The following is a 19,458-nucleotide window of genomic DNA, read 5'->3' as shown; positions in this document are numbered from 1 at the left end:
CTATAAAACCAGTGTTTACTTGGTGTTAGGTGCTTTGGTAGCGGCTGTTTGGTTATTTATAACCAACTCCAAAGTTAGGCAAAATGGGCTATTAAACAGAGACTATCTCGGTAATTTCTTCAATTTCGGACCTTTTAATAGGTTTGCTGTTAAATTGGATGCAATGATGGGTTAGGGATTTAAAATCTTCGGCCCTGTCCTTGTCGTACTGGTCAATGGAAGAGGTTACAATATTAATATTGATACTTTCTTTTATTGGGAGTTTTATGAAATCTTCCAAAAATTCCCATCCATCCATTATGGGCATATTAATGTCCAAGAAAATCAATTCGGGGAGTTCCGAATTTTCCAAGACCAATTTTCTTATCTGATCAATGGCGACTTGACCATTTTTAAATTCAAAAATAGTATTGCATTGCGCCACCGAGGTGAGTATTTTTTTAATCCCGTAAACTGTTATCGGGTCATCGTCTACAATGAAAATTGAATTAATTTTTTTCATTAAAGTATAAGTTAAAAGTACTTCCGCTGCCAACTTTACTAGTGGCACTTATTTTGCCCTTCATGGCCTCTATCTGATTCTTAGTAATATATAGCCCTAATCCTTTTGCATCTGGGTTACCATGAAAGGTTTTGTACATCCCAAATAGTTTATGCCCGTATTTCTTTGTGTCCAATCCCAATCCATTATCTTCAATACTTAGAACGGTATAATTTTGTACATAGTTCAAACTAAATTTTATAACAGGATCTAGCTGCGGTTTTCTGTACTTTATAGCGTTGCTTACAATGTTTTCCAGTATGTTCAACAAGAAGGACGGAACAACGTTTAGGTTGACATCATTGGATATCTCACTTATAATGGTGGCCTTGTTCTTGTCTAGCTGTGGCTTTAATTTACTCAGTACTTTGTTTATATTAGTATTAAGGTTCACCTTCTGTTTAATTATATTAGATTCCGTGTTTATGGCTACAATATCATTTAAATTATGAAGGGTTTCCATGAGGTTCTTGGAAGACTCTGATAGCATTTCCATGATTCTAGACCTTTCCTTTTTATCTTTTTCATGGGCCAAGAAATCCAATAACATGGCAAAATTGGCAGAGTGAGACCTTAAATTATGTGAAACAATATGGGCAAAATTAATCAACTTTTTGTTTTGGGAAGAGGTTACGGATATTAAATCTTTAAGTTCCTGTTCCTTTTGTTTCTGTTCGGAAATATCCATGGATATTCCCACAATGCCGTTAACCTCGCCATTTTCACCCTTTAGTGGAATTTTGGAGGTTAAAAAAGTGGTTGTGGAACCATCTGCGTTTCTACAACTAAGTTCCTTGTTCAACATTGGAATTTGCGAAATCATAACTTCCACATCTTCATCCCTGAATTTTTGTGCGGTAGCTTTATCATAAAGGTCAAAGTCGTCCTTGCCTATGATATCATTTTCGTCCTTTAATCCTAAAAATGTTAATTCGGATTTGTTGGCCAACAGTTTTTTAGACTGTATGTCCTTGATATAAATTTGTAGTGGTAGGTTATTTATTAGTGTTTTAAGGAGGTGTTCATTATCCTTGGTTTCTTGTTCTTTTAGCACATAATCCGTAATATCCTGAACAATTCCCAGTAGTGCCACGTATTCCCCATTTTTAATTAAGGGCATCCCAGAAACATTGACCCATTTTTCATTTCCATTGGCGGTAACGATCTGTAATTTTTCCTTAAAAGGAATGTTTTTCTCCCTAGCGTTATAAATTGCCATGGATATGGTGTTTTTGCTATATCCGGTCTTATAAAACTCTACAATGTTATCTATATTTAAATCAAAGTCTTCATCTACCTCAATGATGGTCCTTATCATTTGTGAGCAGCTAAAGCTATCCTGTTGTTTGTTGTATTCCCAAGTACCTAATTTACCGTGCTCTGTAGTTTCTTTTTGAAGAAATTGGAGTTTTTCCAGTTTGATTTCGGTTAAAACCCTGTCTGTTACATCTTCGGCCTGTACAATTGCCCCAATAATGTTTTCTTGTTCGTCATACCAAGGAGAGCTTGTCCATTCAAACCATTTCTCTCGTGAATTTGGAACAGTAGTAGATTCAATTTCCGGCTCTGGAAATTTACCGTCAAAGCAACTTTCAAGTATCCTGGCCCACTTGTCGCTGGTTTTGTTGAACAATTCGTATATGGTTTTTCCGATGTAATCCTTTCCTTGAAAGTTGAAATCTAGGGCCCATTTGTCCGACGCAAGTACAACTCTGGATTCCCGATTTATGAAAACAGTAGATATTGGTAACTGTTTTATCAGGAACTCATTGGATAAGATGGGGGTGTTCTTTATCATCCGTTGCATTTTCCTACAATAGTACCTAGATTGTTTAACTCTGCGAATAGATTGTTGTGAACAGTCCCAAAATAGTTGTGTAATGGCCGAATATTGAATTTTTTTTTACCATACTATTGAAAATGGTTTCGCAATAATCATAGTTGCTGTTGTTTTTGTAATGTTATAAATCCTAGTTGTAGGAAGAACAGTTTAGGTCAACAGTTGGATGTTAATTTATTTAGGTCTTACCGAATCTGGGACCAAGCCAGAGTAATCCCCGCCATTTCTTATAACATCCCTAACAATAGAGGAGCTAATATAGGATTTGCCCGAGGAGGTTAGGAGGAATACCGTTTCTATTTCGGAGAGTTTTCTATTGGTATGGGCTATGGCTTTCTCAAATTCGAAATCAGCCGGATTTCTCAGTCCTCTTAAAATGAATCCGGCATTTACTTTTTTGCAAAAATCAACCGTTAAGCCTTGGTAGGTAAGCACGGTTATTTGTGGCTGGTCCTTAAAGGCCTCGGATATAAACCGTTTGCGTTCTTCCAAGGAAAACATATATTGTTTGTCCGTGTTGACCCCAATAGCAATAATGAGTTCGTCAAATAATGTTATCCCTCTGTGTATTATGTCGTAATGCCCTAGGGTCAGGGGGTCAAAAGAACCTGGAAAGATGGCGCGTCTTTTCATTAACATGTAAATATGGTTGTCATAGACCTGTTTTTATAAACTTAGTCAGAAATTAGTAATTAAAGGCATCCTAACACAATAAAATGTGTAGGGCTTGTTGTTAAATATCGTAATCTTCTCCCAATGCTTCCCACACAGCACTTTCAAAGAGCTGGGAAAGGGAAATTCCGGCTTTGTTTGCCTGTTGGGGAAGGATGCTCTCTTTGGTTAGCCCAGGGGTGGTGTTCATTTCCAGCATAAAGGGCTCATCGTCTAAAAAAATAAACTCACTTCTGGAAAACCCTTTCATTTTAAGCACTTCGTAGGCCTTTTTTGCCGACTCAATAACCTTTTGTTGTTGCACTGCTGTTAATCTTGCCGGTGTAATTTCCTGGGATTTACCTTGGTATTTAGCTTCGTAATCAAAAAAATCATTGTCGGTTACAATTTCCGTAATGGGTAATACCTTGGTTTTGCCCTTATAGGTTATTACTCCTACGGAAACCTCCGTGCCTTCCAAAAAAGATTCAATCAGTATTTCATCGTCTTCCTTAAATGCATTTTCTATGGCTTTGGGAAGGTCTTCTTTTTTGTAAACCTTGCTGATTCCAAAACTACTTCCCGCCTTGTTGGCTTTTACAAAACAGGGCAAACCTACTGTTTCTATTATTTGGTCTGCATCAAATATGTCGCCTAAATTCATGTAAAAGGAGGGGGCCGATTTAATGCCATAGGGTTTTAAGACACTAAGTAAATCCCTTTTGTTAAAAGTGAGCGCGGCCTGATAGTAATTACAGGAGGTTTGCGGAATTCCCAAAAGCTCAAAGTAAGCCTGCATGAGTCCGTCTTCACCGGGGGTGCCGTGTATGGCGTTAAAAACGCAGTGGAATGCCACTGTCTCATTGGCCACTTTTACAGTGAAATTGTCCTTATTTATTTTATGCTCCTTTTGGTTGCTATCTACATAAACCCATCGGTCTTTGTAAATGTGTATGGGGAAGGCGTTAAATTTCTCCTTGTCCAAATAGTCGTACACCACACTACCGCTTTTTAGTGAAATCTTGTATTCACTGGAGTAGCCGCCCATTATAATCGCAATGTTCTTTTTCATTTCTATGGTCTTAATTTTAGTGCTGCCTGTATTAAAAGTGTAAGCGGCAATTTCTATTAGGTATTGGTCTGTTTATTTTTGATGGGAAAACCATGTAACAAATATCATTCATTCAAAGTAAAGAAAAAAGCTTCCGGTTTTCTATCTTTGCCCCACAAGAAATTATACTATGCGAAATTTTTTTAAATTTTTAGGAAGTAAGACTTTTTTGATACAGTTGTTATTGGCATTGATAGTAAGCATTGTTTTGGTAGTTGCTACCATGCAATGGTTGAAGAATACAACCAACCATGGCACCTTCGTTGAAGTTCCCGATCTGGCCAAAATGTCCGTTACCGAGATGCGGAGTGTCATAGACAAGGCCAAACTGCGTTATGAGGTTTTGGATTCTGCCAATTATAACCCTTCTTATCCCAGGTTTAGCATTATAGATCAAACCCCGGCCGCAGGCAGTAAGGTAAAGGAAAGTAGAAAGATATATATTACTGTTAACCCTTCAGGTTATAAAAAGGTAACCATACCCAATATTATACAGGTAACACAAAGGAATGCCACCTCCATGCTAAAAGCGGTTGGTCTGGAAGTAGAACGGGTAACCTATGTGGATGAATTGGGGAAGGACATGGTTTACAATATAAAACACAAAGGAAAGTATATTTCTCCAGGGGACAAGCTGCCCAAAACATCTAAAATAGAATTGGTGTGTGGTAATGGAAATATTACCTCAAGGTCCGAAATAAAGGCAGATTCAGAATAAATATGGAAGCAAGGGACGAGTTTGATTTGAGTGAAGAGGATCTTTTTGAGCATCATAGTTTTACAGCCTCCAAAGGACAGGAGCCTTTACGGGTAGATAAGTTTTTAATGAATTTCATTGAAAATGCCACTAGAAATAAAATTCAGCAGGCAGCAAAGGATGGCAACGTATGGGTCAACGGGGCAATTGTAAAACAAAATTACAAAGTTAAGGCCGGTGACCACATTCGTGTAATGTTTGCCCATCCCCCTCATGAACTTTTGCTGACACCCGAAAATATTCCCTTGGATATTGTTTATGAAGATGAGGTGCTCTTGGTGGTGAACAAACCTGCTGGTATGGTAGTACACCCCGGACACGGCAACTATTCGGGAACCTTGATAAATGCCCTTTTGTACCATATAGATAATTTGCCCAAGAACAGTAATGAGCGCCCTGGTCTGGTGCATAGGATAGATAAAGATACCTCTGGCCTTTTGGTAGTGGCCAAAACCGAAGCGGCCATGACCCATTTGGCGAAACAGTTTTTTGATAAGACCAGTGAAAGGGAGTATATAGCCTTGGTCTGGGGGAATATGGAGGAAGATTCCGGTACCATTGAAGGCCATATTGGCCGCAATCCAAAAAATAGGTTGCAGATGCAGGTTTTTCCAGATGGGGAACAAGGAAAAGAGGCAGTGACCCATTATAGGGTGTTGGAACGTCTGGGGTACGTAACCCTGCTTTCCTGTAAACTGGAAACAGGTAGGACCCATCAGATAAGGGTACATCTAAAGCATATTGGTCATACTCTCTTTAACGATGAACGATATGGTGGCGATAGAGTGCTAAAGGGGACTACTTTTACCAAATACAAGCAATTTGTGGACAACGCCTTCAAAATTCTACCTAGGCAGGCACTTCATGCCAAAACCTTGGGATTTGTACACCCCGTTTCTGGAAAGCTGTTAAGGTTCGATTCCGAAGTACCAGAGGACATGGCAAACTGCATTGAGAAGTGGAAACAATATGCCAAGAACAGTCAGTCAGAATAGGTTTCATTTATATCGTTATAAATAACAAGATTTTATAGGGTTAGGTAATTTGGATAGCGCGAATTATTTTTACCTCATTAAAAAATATACATAGCATGAAAATAGTGATATCCCCTGCAAAGTCATTGGATTTTGAAAGTAAATTGCCGACGGACGAATTCTCTCAGCCTTTTTTTTTAAAAGAAGCAGAACGGATCAATAAGGTCTTATCCAAGAAAAAACCGAAAGCTTTGTCAGAGTTAATGGGGATTTCCGATAATCTGGCGCAATTAAATTGGGAGAGGAACCAGGAATTTTCCCTTCCTTTCACACCAGAGGACGCCAGACAGGCCGTTTATGCTTTTAATGGAGATGTTTACCAAGGTTTGGATGCCTACTCTATCTCTCCGGCTAAATTGGAAAACCTGCAACAGTCCTTAAGGATTCTTTCCGGTTTATATGGAGTTTTAAGGCCTTTGGATCTAATACAGCCCTATAGGCTGGAAATGGGTACCCAATTAAAAATAGGACGAAACAAAAATTTGTATGAATTCTGGAAAAAACAACTCACGGATCAATTGAATTCCGAACTGGAAGATGGTGAGCTTTTTATAAATTTGGCCAGTAACGAATATTTCAAGGCTATAGATGAGAAAAAGCTTAAAGTACCTGTAATATCCCCCGTATTCAAGGATTGGAAAAATGATAACTTAAAGGTTATTAGCTTTTTTGCTAAAAAAGCAAGAGGCCTAATGGTTCGTTATATAGTGGATTCCGGAGCCCAAAGTGTGGAAGATATTAAGGAATTTCAGCTAGAAGGTTATATGTTTAGTCAGGAGCACACCGTAAAGGAAAACCAGCCGGTATTCATTAGATAGTTGTTACATAAAGGGGAACAAAAAATATCTCCACTGTTTAAAACCAATTTTTGCATTTGGGGCTATACCATTAGAATATTTTTGAGGAAATATCGTTGTTGGTAATACGGGCTAAACTATAAAGGGGTTTTATATGAAACATTTAACATTTTTGATACTACTAGTATTGTTTACTGCAGCTTGTTCGGATAGGGACGATGAGCTGGGTGGGGTGCAGATCAGGATCAAGAATATAAGCAGTATTACCTATGATACGGTGCAAGTAGGGGAAGAGGATAAGCTGCATAACAATGTTGGGCCCGATGAATATTCTGGATATTTGGAATATGAAACGGCCTATGCCTATTCTTATGTTCGGATAAATGCGGGCGAAGATACCTACATTTTGCAACCCATAGATTTTGTTGGGGAAAGCCCGTTGTCTTTGGGATTTTATACCTATGAACTCAATATCTCGGAAGAAGGCACGGTGCAACTTAATTTTGTGGTCGACTAAGCACAGCTCAGTTTTTTATACCTATTTTTTCTTTCCGGGCAGTATTTTTTCCTCTACCGTTGGTCTCTTTTTAATTTTTCGCTTACGCCTTGTTCCGTAAGTTCCATTGATGATTTTTCCTCTTTTCGATTTTTTATCTCCTTTTCCCATGTGTCTTGTTTTTATCTTTTTTTAAAGTTAGAATAATAATCCTTTATTGTCAAGTTTCTAACGCAGGGTATTGTTTGTTGTTTAAAATATTGATTTATAACATTTTTTTTGAAAGATATGCTTTTAACATATTGTCACCCTAGGTCTAATATACTATGTTTGTAAAATAGTACTAACAGAGCAATTCTAAAACTTTAAAGGGTGAAAATTAAAAAGGTATTAGTAGCAAATAGGGGAGAGATAGCCATTCGTATATTCAGGGCTTGTGTAGAGATAGGACTTAAGACAGTAGGTGTGTACACCTATGAGGACCGGTATTCCCTGCATCGTTATAAGGCCGATGAAAGTTATCAGATTGGGGGGGATCATGAACCATTAAAACCATATTTGGATATTGATGCCCTTATAAAAGTAGCAAAGGACAATGAGGTAGATGCTATTCACCCAGGCTATGGCTTCTTGTCTGAAAATGCCCAATTTGCCCAGAAATGTGAGGACAATGGGATTATTTTTGTTGGTCCCAAAGTAGCTGTTCTAAAAGCATTAGGGGATAAGATAACGGCAAAGAATGTTGCTGTAGACAATAATGTACCTATTATCAGGAGTAGTGATAAGGATTTGACCAATATTGATATAGCTCTTTCCGAAGCAGAGGAAATTGGTTATCCGTTAATGCTAAAGGCGGCCTCCGGAGGTGGGGGGCGTGGTATGCGGGTCATTCGTACCGAAGAGGAATTAAAAAAAGGGTTTCCCGAAGCAAAACGCGAATCCTTGAATGCCTTTGGTGATGATACGGTGTTTCTGGAGAAATATGTGGAGAACCCCAAGCATATAGAAATTCAGATTGTTGCCGATACCCATGGCAATATTGTACACCTATTTGAGCGCGACTGTTCCGTTCAAAGAAGGTACCAAAAGGTAATAGAGTTTGCTCCCTCTATAGGACTACCACAGGCAACTAAGGATAATCTATATCGATACGCTATAGATATATGTCGAGCTGTGGACTATAATAATATAGGAACCGTAGAATTTTTGGTTGATGACGATGGCAGTATTTATTTTATTGAGGTAAACCCAAGGATTCAAGTAGAACATACGGTGACCGAAATGATCACCAATATAGACTTGGTGAAGGCTCAGTTGTTCATTGCCGGGGGGTATAAACTTTCCGATAAACAAATTAAGATACAGAACCAGGATTCTATTGTTGTTACCGGCTATGCCTTACAGTGTAGGATAACAACGGAAGATCCCGGGAATGACTTTAAACCAGATTACGGGGTGGTTACAACCTATAGAAGCGCCTCTGGTCTTGGAATACGGTTAGATGCGGGAAGCATTTACCAGGGAGTGGCCATTTCGCCCTTTTTTGACTCCATGTTGGTCAAGGTGTCTGCTATTAGTAGGACATTGGATGGATCTTGTCGTAAAATGAGAAGGGCCCTGGCCGAATTTAGGATCAGGGGAGTAAAGACCAATATGGCCTTCTTGGATAATATTTTGAAGCACCCAACTTTTAGGGAAGGGAAGGTTACCGTGAATTTTATCAAGAACGAGCCCGAGTTGTTTCAATTTGTGGAACCGCGAAACCGTGCCAATAAACTGGTTACATTTTTGGGGGAAACAATTGTAAACGGCAACCCGGATGTGAAAAAAATAGACCCGGGGCATATCTTTTCCAAACCGCAGGTGCCAGATTTTCCGAAAATGGACCCTTATCCAAAGGGGACCAAAGACTTATTGACCGAAATGGGACCTGAGAAATTTTCCCAATGGTTGTTAAAGGAAAAGAAAATCCATTTTACGGACACCACCATGCGTGATGCCCATCAGAGTTTGTTGGCTACACGGATGAGAACTGTAGACATGCTAAAGGTAGCAGAGGGTTATGCCAAGAACCATCCAGAGATATTTAGTATGGAAGTTTGGGGTGGAGCTACTTTTGACGTTTGTCTTAGGTTTTTGCAGGAGAACCCATGGGAACGGTTGGAATTATTGCGCAAGGCAATGCCCAATGTTTTGTTGCAAATGCTAATTAGAGGGTCCAATGGTGTGGGGTACACAGCATATCCAGATAATTTAATACAGCGTTTTGTGGAGGAATCCTGGAAGTCCGGGGTTGATGTTTTTCGAATTTTTGATTCCCTCAACTGGATGAAGTCGCTTGCGCCCTGTATAGAATATGTACGGACCAAAACCGCTGGTTTGGCAGAGGGTTCCATTTGCTACACCGGGGATATTTTGGATCCTAGCAAATCTAAGTACGACCTAAAGTATTATGTGCAATTGGCCAAAGACATAGAAAATGCCGGGGCACATATTTTAGGGGTAAAGGATATGGCGGGACTATTAAAGCCCTATGCGGCCTATGAGTTGATATCGGCCTTAAAATCGGAGATTAATATCCCAATTCACTTGCATACCCATGATACCTCCTCTACCCAGGCGGCCATGTATTTAAAGGCTATTGAGGCCGGAGTTGATGTGGTAGATGTTGCATTGGGCGGATTGTCCGGACTAACGTCACAGCCCAACTTTAATTCGGTTGTGGAGATGCTGCGTTTCAATGAACGGGAAAATATACTGAATACCGATAAATTGGCGGAGTATTCCAATTATTGGGAAACGGTTCGTAATTACTATTACACCTTTGAATCTGGATTAAAATCAGGTACAGGAGAGGTGTACAAGCATGAAATCCCAGGGGGGCAGTATTCCAATTTAAAGGGACAGGCAATTGCCTTGGGCTTAGAGGATAAATTCCCAGAAGTGACAAAAATGTACGGGGAAGTAAATAAACTCTTCGGGGATATTGTTAAGGTGACGCCTAGTTCCAAAGTTGTGGGCGATATGGCGCAGTATATGATCAGTAACGGACTTACGGCCGAAGATGTAATGGAAAGAGGGGAGGGCATCTCCTTTCCACAATCGGTTATAGGTTTCTTTAAAGGTGATCTGGGGCAACCAGTAGGCGGTTTTCCTTCCAAGATCCAGAAAATTGTCCTCAAAGATGAGGTAGGATATACCGATAGGCCCAATGCCCATATGGAGCCTATAGACTTTGATAAGGAGTTCAAAGCTTTTAAAAGAAAATTCAAATCAGGAATGGGAAGGGAATTACTTATAACAGATTTCCTATCCTATAAACTATATCCTAAGGTATTTACAGAAGCCTATAATAAGCATGTGAAATACGGTAATGTCATGAATATCCCTACCAAGAATTTCTTTTATGGTATGGAAATTGGCGAAGAAATCCTTGTTGAACTAGATAAGGGGAAAAATATTCTGGTATCCCTTATGCTCAAAGGAGAGCCCGATGATGCCGGAAATGTTAGTATTTACTTTAAGGTGAACGGACAGTTGAGGAATGTTATCATCAAAGATAATTCGGTTAAGGTAAACAAGCAGGAAAATGTAAAGGTGGATACTTCCAACCCCAAACAGGTAGGGGCACCCCTGCAAGGCTTATTGTCCAATGTTTTGGTAAAGAAAAATCAAGAGGTGAAAAAAAACCAGCCGTTATTTGTTATCGAAGCCATGAAAATGGAAACAACCGTTACGGCATCTGAAGAGGGAATTGTAGATAAGGTACATTTATCCAGTGGGTCCCTAGTAAATTCTGAAGATTTGGTTTTGGTGCTGAAGTAAGTTCTTTGTAGCTTTTTTAAATGTATCGTTTTATTGGTAAAATGGAGGAGGTGTTGGTAAAAGCACTCTGACTTATTGTTGTATCCGAATGTCACAAACAGTCTTCCATCATATTCATCCCTATGAACCCTTTTTATTTAGGGAGGCCACTAAGTGTATTGTGGGTACCTTGCCGCCACCCAGATTTACTACTGGCGAATTAAAGGATGGGGATGTTGATTTTTGCTACGGAAGTAGGGATGGCCAATTATGGCCTATTTTAGATAGGATATTTGGATTAAACTTATCCTTTGAGACTACAGAGAAAGCCATTAAACAGCGGACAGATTTCTTAAGACAACGAAGAATTGGTATATGCGATATCGTTAAAAGTGCGCAGCGGTCCAAGATTGATGCTTCGGACCCGGGTCTGGAACATATTGTTATGAGGAATATGTTTGCCTACCTATACGAGTATTCCAGTATAGACACTCTTTTGTTCACTGGCGGAAACAGTAAAAATGGACCCGAATACCTCTTTAGAAAATACCTACGGCAATTTAATCTTAACTTAAAAGTGGTTAATAGCCAGGTTCCACGTGTCCATTACTTTACACTTCCATCTCCGGGTTTAATCTATGGGCCAGGCAATCAAGATTCCGGTTATTACTTGGAAGAACGTAATATAAAAACTGTTTCCTTGACGGCGCCTTCAGGGGCAGCCAATAGAGCTGTAGGAAGTTTGGAAGATTACAAGAAAATGAAAAAGCAGAACCCTGAAATCAATACCATTGATTACAGGGTTCTGCAGTATAAAAAATATTTCTAGCCCTTTTCAATAAGCTTCGGTATTCCCGAAGTAGCGCTAAGTACCTGGATCAATATTTGTTTTTTTGATCCTTAATAGTATCCTCGTCAATATCAAAGGTATTATTGTCTATATTGGTGTTACCACTTGGATTAGTTGGATTGGACTGTTCTACTTTTCTTTTAAACTTTCTCTTATCATTCATAATTCCCATAATATTTAAGTTTTAAGGTTCGTAAATAACCTAATAAAAAGTAGGGAGAAATTCCGTTAAAGAACCATTAAACCTTTGTTATGGGATGTTAAGGCGGAGTTTTTTGGGTTGGTGGTCAGTTCCAATAATTACTTATTCAAGATTCTTATTAGTACCAGTCTAATTAAAAGTACAAAGGGAAAACCATGCAGGACTACATCAAACCAATCCATAGGTTTCATTCCTGTGGCACCGCCCAATATCCATTTTATTTTGCCCAAAATATGGGGTTCGGGGAAATAGGGGGCTAATCCCAAGGCGAGACAGAGAAGCAGTACTACCTTCCAGTTATTAATGAGTTCCATTATTAATTTTTAAGAATTCCCTTTACAAAATCACCAATGGTATCCGTTCCATTTTTGCTTAAATGCTTTATAAAGGCAGAGCCTATTATGGCGCCTTTTGCCGTTTTGGTGGCTTGTTGAAAGGTTTCGGCGTTGCTTATACCAAAACCTACGATCTGCGGGTTTTTTAAATTCATGTTGGCTATACGCTTAAAGTAGTTTTCCTGCTGGTTACCAAACCCTTCTTGGGAACCTGTAACGCTCGCCGAACTTACCATGTAGATAAAACCATCTGAAGCAGCATCAATTTGTAGTATCCGTTCGTCACTGGTCTGTGGGGTGATCAGAAAAATATTTACAAGTCCATATTTTTTCAGTATGGGTTCATACTGGTCCTGGTAGACATCTAGTGGTAGATCTGGAAGGATAAGGCCGTCAACTCCTACTTCTTGACATTTTTGGCAAAACTTCTCCACGCCAAACTGCAATATAGGGTTAAAATAGCCCATTATTATTAGGGGTATGGAAACCAATTCACGTATATCCCCTAATTGTTGGAATAATAACTCTGTGGTCATTCCGTTTTTAAGTGCCTGGGTAGAACTGGCCTGGATAGTAGGGCCGTCAGCCAAAGGATCACTAAAGGGCAGCCCAATTTCTATCATGTCTACACCATTTTCCTCAAGCTCTTTAATGGTTTTGGCCGTATCGTTCAAAGAGGGGTACCCGGCAGTAAAGTATATGGATAATAGTTTTTTATTCTCCTGTAGTTTTTGATGTATTCTGTTCATTGTACTTTTATTATTCTATCCCTTAAGGGGTTGGTAAATAAAAAGGTCTATAACTTAAAATATTCTATATAGGTGTTTAAATCCTTATCGCCACGCCCAGACAGATTAATGACTACTACATCTTCCGGCTTAAACTTTTTGGTATCCAAAACGGCGAAGGCATGGGAAGATTCAATAGCGGGAATAATACCTTCCAATTTGGATAGCACCATTCCTGCCTGCATGGCTTGGTCATCTGTTACCGGAATAAACTCAGCCCTGCCAGTTTTGTACAAATGGGCATGCATTGGGCCAACGCCAGGGTAGTCCAATCCTGCCGAAATAGAATAGGGTTCTGTAATTTGTCCGTCCGCTGTTTGCATCAATAGGGTTTTACATCCGTGGATAATCCCCATTTTTCCCAATACGGAAGTTGCAGCACTTTCACCACTATCCACACCTTTTCCTGCGGCTTCCACGGCAATAATGCCTACTTCCTCTTCGTGTAAAAAATGATAATAGGTGCCTGCAGCGTTACTGCCACCACCCACACAGGCTATTACATAGTCGGGATTTTCCTTGCCCTCCTTTTCCTTCAACTGCCATTTTATTTCCTCAGAAATAACAGATTGGAATCTTGTTACCATATCTGGATAAGGGTGGGGACCTATTGCCGAGCCTATAATGTAATGGGTGTCTACCGGATTGTTGATCCAGTCCCTTATGGCTTCATTGGTAGCGTCTTTTAGGGTTTTGCTGCCAGATAATGCGGGTCTCACCTCTGCCCCAAGCATTTTCATACGCGCAACGTTCGGCGCCTGTCTGGCAATATCTATTTCTCCCATATATACAATGCACTCCATACCCATCAGGGCACAAACCGTAGCGGTAGCTACACCGTGCTGTCCGGCACCGGTTTCTGCTATAATACGCGATTTGCCCAATCGTTTGGCCATTAATATTTGTCCAATGGTATTATTAACCTTGTGGGCGCCTGTATGATTGAGGTCTTCCCGTTTTAGGTATATCTTCGTATTATACTCTTGGGATAGCCGTTTTGCAAAATATAAGGGAGAAGGCCTGCCAACATAGTCTTTTAATAATTGATCAAACTCCTCTTTAAAAGAAGGTTCGGCCATTATTTTTAGATATTGCTGTCTTAGGTTCTCTACGTTGGGGTAGAGCATCTCTGGAATAAAAGCACCTCCAAATTCCCCGTAATATCCTTTGTCGTCTACGTTATAATTCATTTTAAAAGCATTGTATGGTATTTTGTTTTGAGCCTACAAAAGCAACTCTCAAAACAGCAACATTGTTATATTTTATTGATAAACTCTTTTAACTCATCTACTTTCTTTAACCCCGGTTCTTTTTCAAATTTGCTGTTCACATCAATGGCGTGACAATATTTGGACTCTGGTCTTTGTAGAAAATCCTTTATTTTAGCTACTTCATCCAAGCCTATGCCACCACTTAAAAAATAGGGCTTTTGGGAGGGGTAGCCTTTTAGTACTTCCCAGCTAAAGGTATAGCCATTGCCGCCAGGTAATTTACCTTTGGTGTCAAACAAATAGTAATCACAGACCGTTTCGTAGGGTATAAGGCTCCTAAAATCAAAATCGTCCTTAATGGAGAAGACCTTGATAATCTTAACCGCAGACCTGACCCCTTCCGGTCTTGTTAACCGGGAAAGTCTCAACTGATTACAGAATTCAGGCGTTTCCTGGCCATGCAACTGTACTGCTTGTAGCTCATGCCTGTCTATTTTTTCCAGGACTTGGTGCAAAGGAGCGTCTACAAAAACACCTACCTTGTTTATGGCCTTGGAAAACTTGGGGATATCCCCTTCAAAATAGCGTTTGGAGGGTTCCCAGAAAATAAAACCCAGATAGTCCGGATTTAGGTCTGCCACTTCAAAGGTGTTCAGTTTCATTCCGCATACCTTGAGTTTAACCCTGCTCTTTTTAGGAGGAATGGGCAGTGGCTCTTGGCTATCTTCGTCATTACTGTTCATAATTCATTATTTATAGGTTCCGGTATTGGCTCTTTTGTGATACGTGACTAGAACTTTTGGTACAGGGTACATTATATTCCCTATGGTTTTGGGGCAAGTTCATTTATAAATTGTAGGGCGCTTTCCCCCGGATGTTCTGTTTTCATAAAATTTTCCCCTATTAAAAAGCCTTGATAACCATAGGGTCTTAATTCCTTTATAGCCTGGGTAGAGCTAATACCACTCTCAGAAACTTTTATAAAATCGTTAGGAATTAACTTGGACAAATTCTTACTGGTCTCCAAACTTACCTCAAAAGATTTTAAATTTCTATTGTTCACTCCCAGCATATCCAAGCTGGGCATGATAGCTTTACGAAGCTCTTCTTCATTGTGGACCTCCAATAGCACTTCCAAATTTAATCCTTTGGCAAACTCTGACAAGGCCTTTATTTCAGATTTGGTTAATATGGCGGCAATTAAAAGAATAACATCTGCGCCATATGCTTTGGCTTCCAACAATTGATACTCATCTATTATGAACTCCTTGCGGAGCAAGGGCATTTGTACGCTGGCCCTTGCCAATAGAAGGTCGTCCAATGAGCCTCCAAAATATTTTCCATCTGTCAAGACCGACATGCCCGCTGCCCCGGCACTTTCATACCCTTTTGCTACCTCCGAAACACTGTTCTTCTGGTTAATGACCGCTTTGGAAGGAGATCTACGCTTGTGTTCGGCAATAATGCCAGAACTGCTCTCCCTTAGTCTATTCGCTAAAGAAATGGTGGGTCTGTTAAACAAGACCGAAGTTTCCAATTGTGAAGCGGGAATAATCGATTTTTTTAAATCGACCTCCTTTCGTTTATCTATTACTATCCTGTCCAGTATATTCATTTGTACAAACAAGCCCTATTAAAGGGCGTTTTTTATTTGTTTTATTATTCACTTAGTGCCTGTAGTTTTTTTAGGGCCGCCAACCCTTTACCACCCTGCAAGGAAGCCTTGGCCTCCTCAAATCCTTCCCGTGGACTCAGCCCTTTCACGGTAGCGATAGCTATACCGGCATTGGCACATACCACATTATTCTGATGGGTAGAACCTTTACCCTGCAAAACGTTCAGAAATATCTGGGCCGATTCTTGTATGCTATCACCACCTACGATGTCTGATTGCAGTACGGTATCCACGCCAAAATCGGATGGTTTAAGCATACCTTCGGAGCTGTTGGTGATGGTTTTGGTGTCTCCGGTCAAGGAAATTTCATCATATCCGTCCAAGGCATGTAAAACTGTAAAGTTCTTATCCGTCTTTTGATACAGATATCCGTACATTCTAGCCAGTTCTAAATTAAATACCCCAACCATTTGATTTTTTGGAAATGCCGGATTTACCATGGGGCCCAACATATTAAAAAAGGTTTTTACCCCTAGTTCCCTGCGGATTGGAGCTACATTTTTCATGGCTGGATGAAATAAAGGGGCATGTAGCACACAAATTCCGGCTTGGTCTATACATTTCTCCAGAAACCCTGCATCATTACTAAATTTAATGCCAAGAAACTCCATTACGTTACTACTGCCACACTTGGACGATACCCCGTAGTTGCCGTGCTTGGTAACTTTTACGCCTGCGCCCGCTGTTACAAAACTTGCCAAGGTAGAGATATTAAAGGTGTCCTTGCCATCCCCGCCGGTACCACAAAGGTCTATAGGGTTGTATTGGGACAGATCTACCCCTAGGCAAAGGTCTAAAAGGGCATCCCTGAACCCTTCCAATTCCTCTATGGTGACGCTACGCATCATATATACCGTTAGAAAGGCGGCTATCTGACTGGTGTTATAATCTCCTTTGGCAATATTGACCAATACCTGTTTGGCGTCTTCTTTAGGAAGCACATCGTGATTGATCAGTTTGTTTAGAATATTTTTCATTTTTTTACTAGATGTTTTGATACTAGAGTGGGGTACTGGTATCCTTTTATTTTAGGCAATTTTTTTCTTTGCGTATGGTTCAAGATTATTTTTTTAGTTTTTTTGTATTGGTTTTTAATTGTTTAGCCAGTTTTCCAACATTTTCTTGCCATAAGGGGTCAATACCGATTCTGGATGAAATTGTACAGCACAAACGTCATAGGTCTTATGTCTTAAAGACATTACCTGTCCGTTCCCGTCCAAGGACGTTGCTTCCAAAACTTCTGGAAGGTCTGGATTTACCACCCAGGAATGGTATCGGCCAACCTCTATGGTTTTGGGCATTCCCTGAAACAGCGTGTCCTCCTTTATAATGTCTATTTTGGTCGCTATTCCGTGGTAAACTTGGTCTATGTTGACCAAGGTGCCTCCGAACACTTCGGCAATGGCCTGTTGTCCTAGGCAAACACCAAAAATACTTTTGGTGGGGGCATACATGGCGATGATTTCTTTTAATAGTCCGGCCTCATCGGGGATGCCGGGACCTGGGGAGAGTACAATTTTATTAAAACCTTCTATTTCCTCTAGGCGTAGTTGGTCGTTTCTTTTAACGGTAACTTGGCTGTCCAAGTCTTCCAAATAATGCACCAAGTTATAAGTAAAACTATCGTAATTGTCTATTACCAAAATAGATTGTCCCTGTCCAGCTCCTTTTTCTTCAGCTAGGGCATTGCTATTTGTTCCTTTATCTGTATTTTTTGTCATTTCGGTATTGTCCTAAATATTGAATGTCTTAAATGGATTCTGCTATTTCCAGCGCTTTGGTCAAGGCCCCTAGTTTATTATAGGTTTCTTGCAGTTCGTTTTCCGGACTGGACGCAGATACCAAACCGGCACCGGCCTGATAGTGTAACTGGTGGTTCTTGCTCAAAAAGGTACGGATCATGATGGCGTGGTTGAAGTTTCCGTTGAAATCCATAAAACCTATGGCGCCACCATAATAGCCCCTACTTGTTTTTTCGTATTTTTCTATGAGCTGCATCGCCATATGTTTTGGGGCTCCACTTAAAGTACCTGCGGGAAAAGTATCGGCAACCACTTTCATGGTTGGGATGTCCTTTTTCTTTAATCCGCTTACCTTGGAAACCAGATGTATTACATGTGAAAAAAACTGTACCTCCCTGTAGTTTTCCACCTCTACCATGGTGCCGTTTCTACTTAGGTCGTTCCTTGCAAGATCTACCAGCATCACGTGCTCACTGTTTTCCTTGTCGTCTATTTTTAGTTTTTTTGCCAATTCTGCATCTTGCTCATCATTGCCCGTCCTTTTAAAGGTGCCTGCAATGGGATGAATCTCGGCCTTTCCTTCCTTCACAATTAATTGGGCCTCCGGCGAACTGCCAAATATTTTGAAATCGCCATAGTCAAAATAGAATAAATATGGCGATGGATTAACCGATCTTAGAGCGCGGTATACATTAAATTCATCACCTTTAAAATTCTGGGAAAACCTTCTTGATAATACAAGCTGAAATACATCTCCCCTGTTGCAGTGTTTTTTGGCCAACTCTACCTGTTCCTTATACTCTTCGTCCTGTAGATTTGAAATGGGAGTCCCATCCTTTGCAAAATTGTAGGAGGCAAAATTTTTGGCATTTAAAATTTGTTCAATCTCCCCGATATTGTTTTCGGACTCATAGCAATGGGCAAAAAGATAGGCCTCGTTCTTAAAGTGGTTAATGGCCACTATATTTTGATACACGGCATAATAGATATCTGGTATAGCGATGCTATTTTCCTTTTTGGAGATATCTATGTCTTCAAAATACCTAACGGCATCATAGGCCATATAGCCAAATAAACCGTTGTTGATAAACTTAAAACTGTTGTCCTGTGATTCAAATTTCTGACTAAAATTATGTAATAGGGCAGGAATGTCCGTTTCTTGGTCAATACCAATTTCTTCGGTACTGCCATCAGGGAATTGTTGCACCACTGTTTCATTCTCAACCTTTATGGAAGCAATAGGGTTGCAACAGATATAGGAAAAACTATTGTCATTGGCATGGTAGTCACTACTTTCCAGTAATATACTGTTGGGGAAACGATCCCTTATTTTAAGGTATACACTTACAGGTGTAATGGTATCTGCAAGTATTTTTTTATGATGTGATACTAATTGATATTTCATAATAGTTCTTTGTATTTGCTAATGGGTGCCCAATGGTTTTACTTTTAATGCCAAACGAAAAAAAGGCTTGTCGTGATGACAAGCCTTTTATATAGTTATACTACAATGATGCTATGCTCACGATGTTTTTCGTAAGTTGTTCCACCACCAAGTATTTTTTACCATGTTTTTCATTGCAGGCCAAATATAAGAAGGAATTTGATATTTACAAACCCCTGT

The 19,458-nt window shown here is 39.9% G+C and carries 20 protein-coding genes; 6 read left to right on the top strand and 14 right to left on the bottom strand.

Translation table 11 applies throughout. From position 1 onward, the window contains the following. Window positions 1-91 precede the first annotated feature (91 nt). The 4 genes from EHW67_RS15195 to EHW67_RS15180 all read right to left on the bottom strand — a co-directional run bounded on the left by EHW67_RS15195 (window position 92) and on the right by EHW67_RS15180 (window position 4,104). Complete coding sequence (locus EHW67_RS15195; RefSeq protein ID WP_126163242.1) at window positions 92-502, bottom strand: response regulator; 411 nt, start codon at window positions 500-502, stop codon at window positions 92-94. Further along, a complete protein-coding gene (locus EHW67_RS15190; protein ID WP_126163241.1) occupies window positions 489-2,339 on the bottom strand; it encodes a PAS domain-containing sensor histidine kinase in 1,851 nt (616 codons plus the stop codon). Before EHW67_RS15190 ends, EHW67_RS15195 begins: the two co-directional genes overlap by 14 nt. Before the next feature lie 216 nt (window positions 2,340-2,555). Continuing rightward, window positions 2,556-3,014 carry a pantetheine-phosphate adenylyltransferase gene (gene coaD, locus EHW67_RS15185; RefSeq protein WP_126163240.1) on the bottom strand — a complete coding sequence of 153 codons (459 nt, stop codon included), beginning with the start codon at window positions 3,012-3,014 and terminating at the stop codon, window positions 2,556-2,558. A gap of 100 nt (window positions 3,015-3,114) precedes the next feature. After that, window positions 3,115-4,104 (bottom strand): D-alanine--D-alanine ligase, encoded by a 990-nt coding sequence (locus EHW67_RS15180; RefSeq protein WP_126163239.1) that lies wholly within the window; start codon window positions 4,102-4,104, stop codon window positions 3,115-3,117. 169 nt (window positions 4,105-4,273) lie between these two features. Between EHW67_RS15180 and EHW67_RS15175 the strand changes: the two genes are divergently transcribed. From EHW67_RS15175 to EHW67_RS15160, 4 genes are all read left to right on the top strand, one after another. Then, complete coding sequence (locus EHW67_RS15175; RefSeq protein ID WP_126163238.1) at window positions 4,274-4,861, top strand: PASTA domain-containing protein; 588 nt, start codon at window positions 4,274-4,276, stop codon at window positions 4,859-4,861. 2 nt (window positions 4,862-4,863) lie between these two features. Continuing rightward, window positions 4,864-5,895: an RluA family pseudouridine synthase gene (locus EHW67_RS15170; protein ID WP_126163237.1), complete on the top strand. Its 1,032-nt coding sequence runs from the start codon at window positions 4,864-4,866 to the stop codon at window positions 5,893-5,895. A 95-nt stretch (window positions 5,896-5,990) separates the two neighbouring features. Beyond that, window positions 5,991-6,752 (top strand): peroxide stress protein YaaA, encoded by a 762-nt coding sequence (yaaA, locus tag EHW67_RS15165; protein ID WP_126163236.1) that lies wholly within the window; start codon window positions 5,991-5,993, stop codon window positions 6,750-6,752. A 133-nt stretch (window positions 6,753-6,885) separates the two neighbouring features. Then, window positions 6,886-7,248 (top strand): hypothetical protein, encoded by a 363-nt coding sequence (locus tag EHW67_RS15160; protein WP_126163235.1) that lies wholly within the window; start codon window positions 6,886-6,888, stop codon window positions 7,246-7,248. A gap of 21 nt (window positions 7,249-7,269) precedes the next feature. Here EHW67_RS15160 and EHW67_RS15155 read toward each other — a convergent pair whose 3' ends face one another. After that, the gene (locus tag EHW67_RS15155) at window positions 7,270-7,398 is read right to left on the bottom strand and encodes a 30S ribosomal protein THX (RefSeq protein WP_126163234.1); all 129 of its coding nucleotides are present in this window, start codon (window positions 7,396-7,398) and stop codon (window positions 7,270-7,272) included. Between the two features lie 201 nt (window positions 7,399-7,599). Here EHW67_RS15155 and EHW67_RS15150 point away from each other — a divergent pair, with 201 nt between their 5' ends. Then, window positions 7,600-11,052 carry a pyruvate carboxylase gene (locus EHW67_RS15150; protein WP_126163233.1) on the top strand — a complete coding sequence of 1,151 codons (3,453 nt, stop codon included), beginning with the start codon at window positions 7,600-7,602 and terminating at the stop codon, window positions 11,050-11,052. A gap of 88 nt (window positions 11,053-11,140) precedes the next feature. Beyond that, window positions 11,141-11,860 (top strand): uracil-DNA glycosylase family protein, encoded by a 720-nt coding sequence (locus tag EHW67_RS15145; protein WP_126163232.1) that lies wholly within the window; start codon window positions 11,141-11,143, stop codon window positions 11,858-11,860. A gap of 49 nt (window positions 11,861-11,909) precedes the next feature. Here the strand turns inward: EHW67_RS15145 and EHW67_RS20875 are convergent, their stop codons facing one another. The 9 genes from EHW67_RS20875 to EHW67_RS15105 all read right to left on the bottom strand — a co-directional run bounded on the left by EHW67_RS20875 (window position 11,910) and on the right by EHW67_RS15105 (window position 19,239). Further along, window positions 11,910-12,044 (bottom strand): hypothetical protein, encoded by a 135-nt coding sequence (locus EHW67_RS20875; RefSeq protein ID WP_262707170.1) that lies wholly within the window; start codon window positions 12,042-12,044, stop codon window positions 11,910-11,912. A 137-nt stretch (window positions 12,045-12,181) separates the two neighbouring features. Further along, window positions 12,182-12,397: a hypothetical protein gene (locus EHW67_RS15140; protein ID WP_126163231.1), complete on the bottom strand. Its 216-nt coding sequence runs from the start codon at window positions 12,395-12,397 to the stop codon at window positions 12,182-12,184. 2 nt (window positions 12,398-12,399) lie between these two features. Then, a complete protein-coding gene (gene trpA, locus EHW67_RS15135) occupies window positions 12,400-13,167 on the bottom strand; it encodes a tryptophan synthase subunit alpha (RefSeq protein WP_126163230.1) in 768 nt (255 codons plus the stop codon). Between the two features lie 47 nt (window positions 13,168-13,214). Then, window positions 13,215-14,396 (bottom strand): tryptophan synthase subunit beta, encoded by a 1,182-nt coding sequence (trpB, locus tag EHW67_RS15130; RefSeq protein WP_126163229.1) that lies wholly within the window; start codon window positions 14,394-14,396, stop codon window positions 13,215-13,217. A gap of 65 nt (window positions 14,397-14,461) precedes the next feature. Next, window positions 14,462-15,160 carry a phosphoribosylanthranilate isomerase gene (locus EHW67_RS15125; protein ID WP_126163228.1) on the bottom strand — a complete coding sequence of 233 codons (699 nt, stop codon included), beginning with the start codon at window positions 15,158-15,160 and terminating at the stop codon, window positions 14,462-14,464. Between the two features lie 80 nt (window positions 15,161-15,240). Then, window positions 15,241-16,032 carry an indole-3-glycerol phosphate synthase TrpC gene (trpC, locus tag EHW67_RS15120; RefSeq protein ID WP_126163227.1) on the bottom strand — a complete coding sequence of 264 codons (792 nt, stop codon included), beginning with the start codon at window positions 16,030-16,032 and terminating at the stop codon, window positions 15,241-15,243. A 44-nt stretch (window positions 16,033-16,076) separates the two neighbouring features. Further along, window positions 16,077-17,069 (bottom strand): anthranilate phosphoribosyltransferase, encoded by a 993-nt coding sequence (gene trpD, locus EHW67_RS15115; protein WP_126163226.1) that lies wholly within the window; start codon window positions 17,067-17,069, stop codon window positions 16,077-16,079. A 114-nt stretch (window positions 17,070-17,183) separates the two neighbouring features. Continuing rightward, complete coding sequence (locus EHW67_RS15110) at window positions 17,184-17,813, bottom strand: anthranilate synthase component II (protein WP_126163225.1); 630 nt, start codon at window positions 17,811-17,813, stop codon at window positions 17,184-17,186. A 28-nt stretch (window positions 17,814-17,841) separates the two neighbouring features. Beyond that, a complete protein-coding gene (locus EHW67_RS15105) occupies window positions 17,842-19,239 on the bottom strand; it encodes an anthranilate synthase component I family protein (RefSeq protein WP_126163224.1) in 1,398 nt (465 codons plus the stop codon). Between the last annotated feature and the right edge of the window lie 219 nt (window positions 19,240-19,458).

This window comes from Arenibacter aquaticus (assembly GCF_003957295.1).
In the GTDB taxonomy this organism is placed as follows: Bacteria; Bacteroidota; Bacteroidia; order Flavobacteriales; family Flavobacteriaceae; genus Arenibacter; species Arenibacter aquaticus.
The sequence above is the reverse complement of the archived record's forward strand: the minus strand, read 5'-3'. Positions and strand labels throughout refer to the sequence as shown.

Bases quoted from the DNA above. Each gene is read 5' to 3' on its own strand.
- EHW67_RS15195 (WP_126163242.1), bottom strand. From the start codon at position 502: ATGAAAAAAATTAATTCAATTTTCATTGTAGACGATGACCCGATAACA.
- EHW67_RS15190 (WP_126163241.1), bottom strand. From the start codon at position 2,339: ATGATAAAGAACACCCCCATCTTATCCAATGAGTTCCTGATAAAACAG.
- coaD (WP_126163240.1), bottom strand. From the start codon at position 3,014: ATGAAAAGACGCGCCATCTTTCCAGGTTCTTTTGACCCCCTGACCCTA.
- EHW67_RS15180 (WP_126163239.1), bottom strand. From the start codon at position 4,104: ATGAAAAAGAACATTGCGATTATAATGGGCGGCTACTCCAGTGAATAC.
- EHW67_RS15175 (WP_126163238.1), top strand. From the start codon at position 4,274: ATGCGAAATTTTTTTAAATTTTTAGGAAGTAAGACTTTTTTGATACAG.
- EHW67_RS15170 (WP_126163237.1), top strand. From the start codon at position 4,864: ATGGAAGCAAGGGACGAGTTTGATTTGAGTGAAGAGGATCTTTTTGAG.
- yaaA (WP_126163236.1), top strand. From the start codon at position 5,991: ATGAAAATAGTGATATCCCCTGCAAAGTCATTGGATTTTGAAAGTAAA.
- EHW67_RS15160 (WP_126163235.1), top strand. From the start codon at position 6,886: ATGAAACATTTAACATTTTTGATACTACTAGTATTGTTTACTGCAGCT.
- EHW67_RS15155 (WP_126163234.1), bottom strand. From the start codon at position 7,398: ATGGGAAAAGGAGATAAAAAATCGAAAAGAGGAAAAATCATCAATGGA.
- EHW67_RS15145 (WP_126163232.1), top strand. From the start codon at position 11,141: ATGTCACAAACAGTCTTCCATCATATTCATCCCTATGAACCCTTTTTA.
- EHW67_RS20875 (WP_262707170.1), bottom strand. From the start codon at position 12,044: ATGAATGATAAGAGAAAGTTTAAAAGAAAAGTAGAACAGTCCAATCCA.
- EHW67_RS15140 (WP_126163231.1), bottom strand. From the start codon at position 12,397: ATGGAACTCATTAATAACTGGAAGGTAGTACTGCTTCTCTGTCTCGCC.
- trpA (WP_126163230.1), bottom strand. From the start codon at position 13,167: ATGAACAGAATACATCAAAAACTACAGGAGAATAAAAAACTATTATCC.
- trpB (WP_126163229.1), bottom strand. From the start codon at position 14,396: ATGAATTATAACGTAGACGACAAAGGATATTACGGGGAATTTGGAGGT.
- EHW67_RS15125 (WP_126163228.1), bottom strand. From the start codon at position 15,160: ATGAACAGTAATGACGAAGATAGCCAAGAGCCACTGCCCATTCCTCCT.
- trpC (WP_126163227.1), bottom strand. From the start codon at position 16,032: ATGAATATACTGGACAGGATAGTAATAGATAAACGAAAGGAGGTCGAT.
- trpD (WP_126163226.1), bottom strand. From the start codon at position 17,069: ATGAAAAATATTCTAAACAAACTGATCAATCACGATGTGCTTCCTAAA.
- EHW67_RS15110 (WP_126163225.1), bottom strand. From the start codon at position 17,813: ATGACAAAAAATACAGATAAAGGAACAAATAGCAATGCCCTAGCTGAA.
- EHW67_RS15105 (WP_126163224.1), bottom strand. From the start codon at position 19,239: ATGAAATATCAATTAGTATCACATCATAAAAAAATACTTGCAGATACC.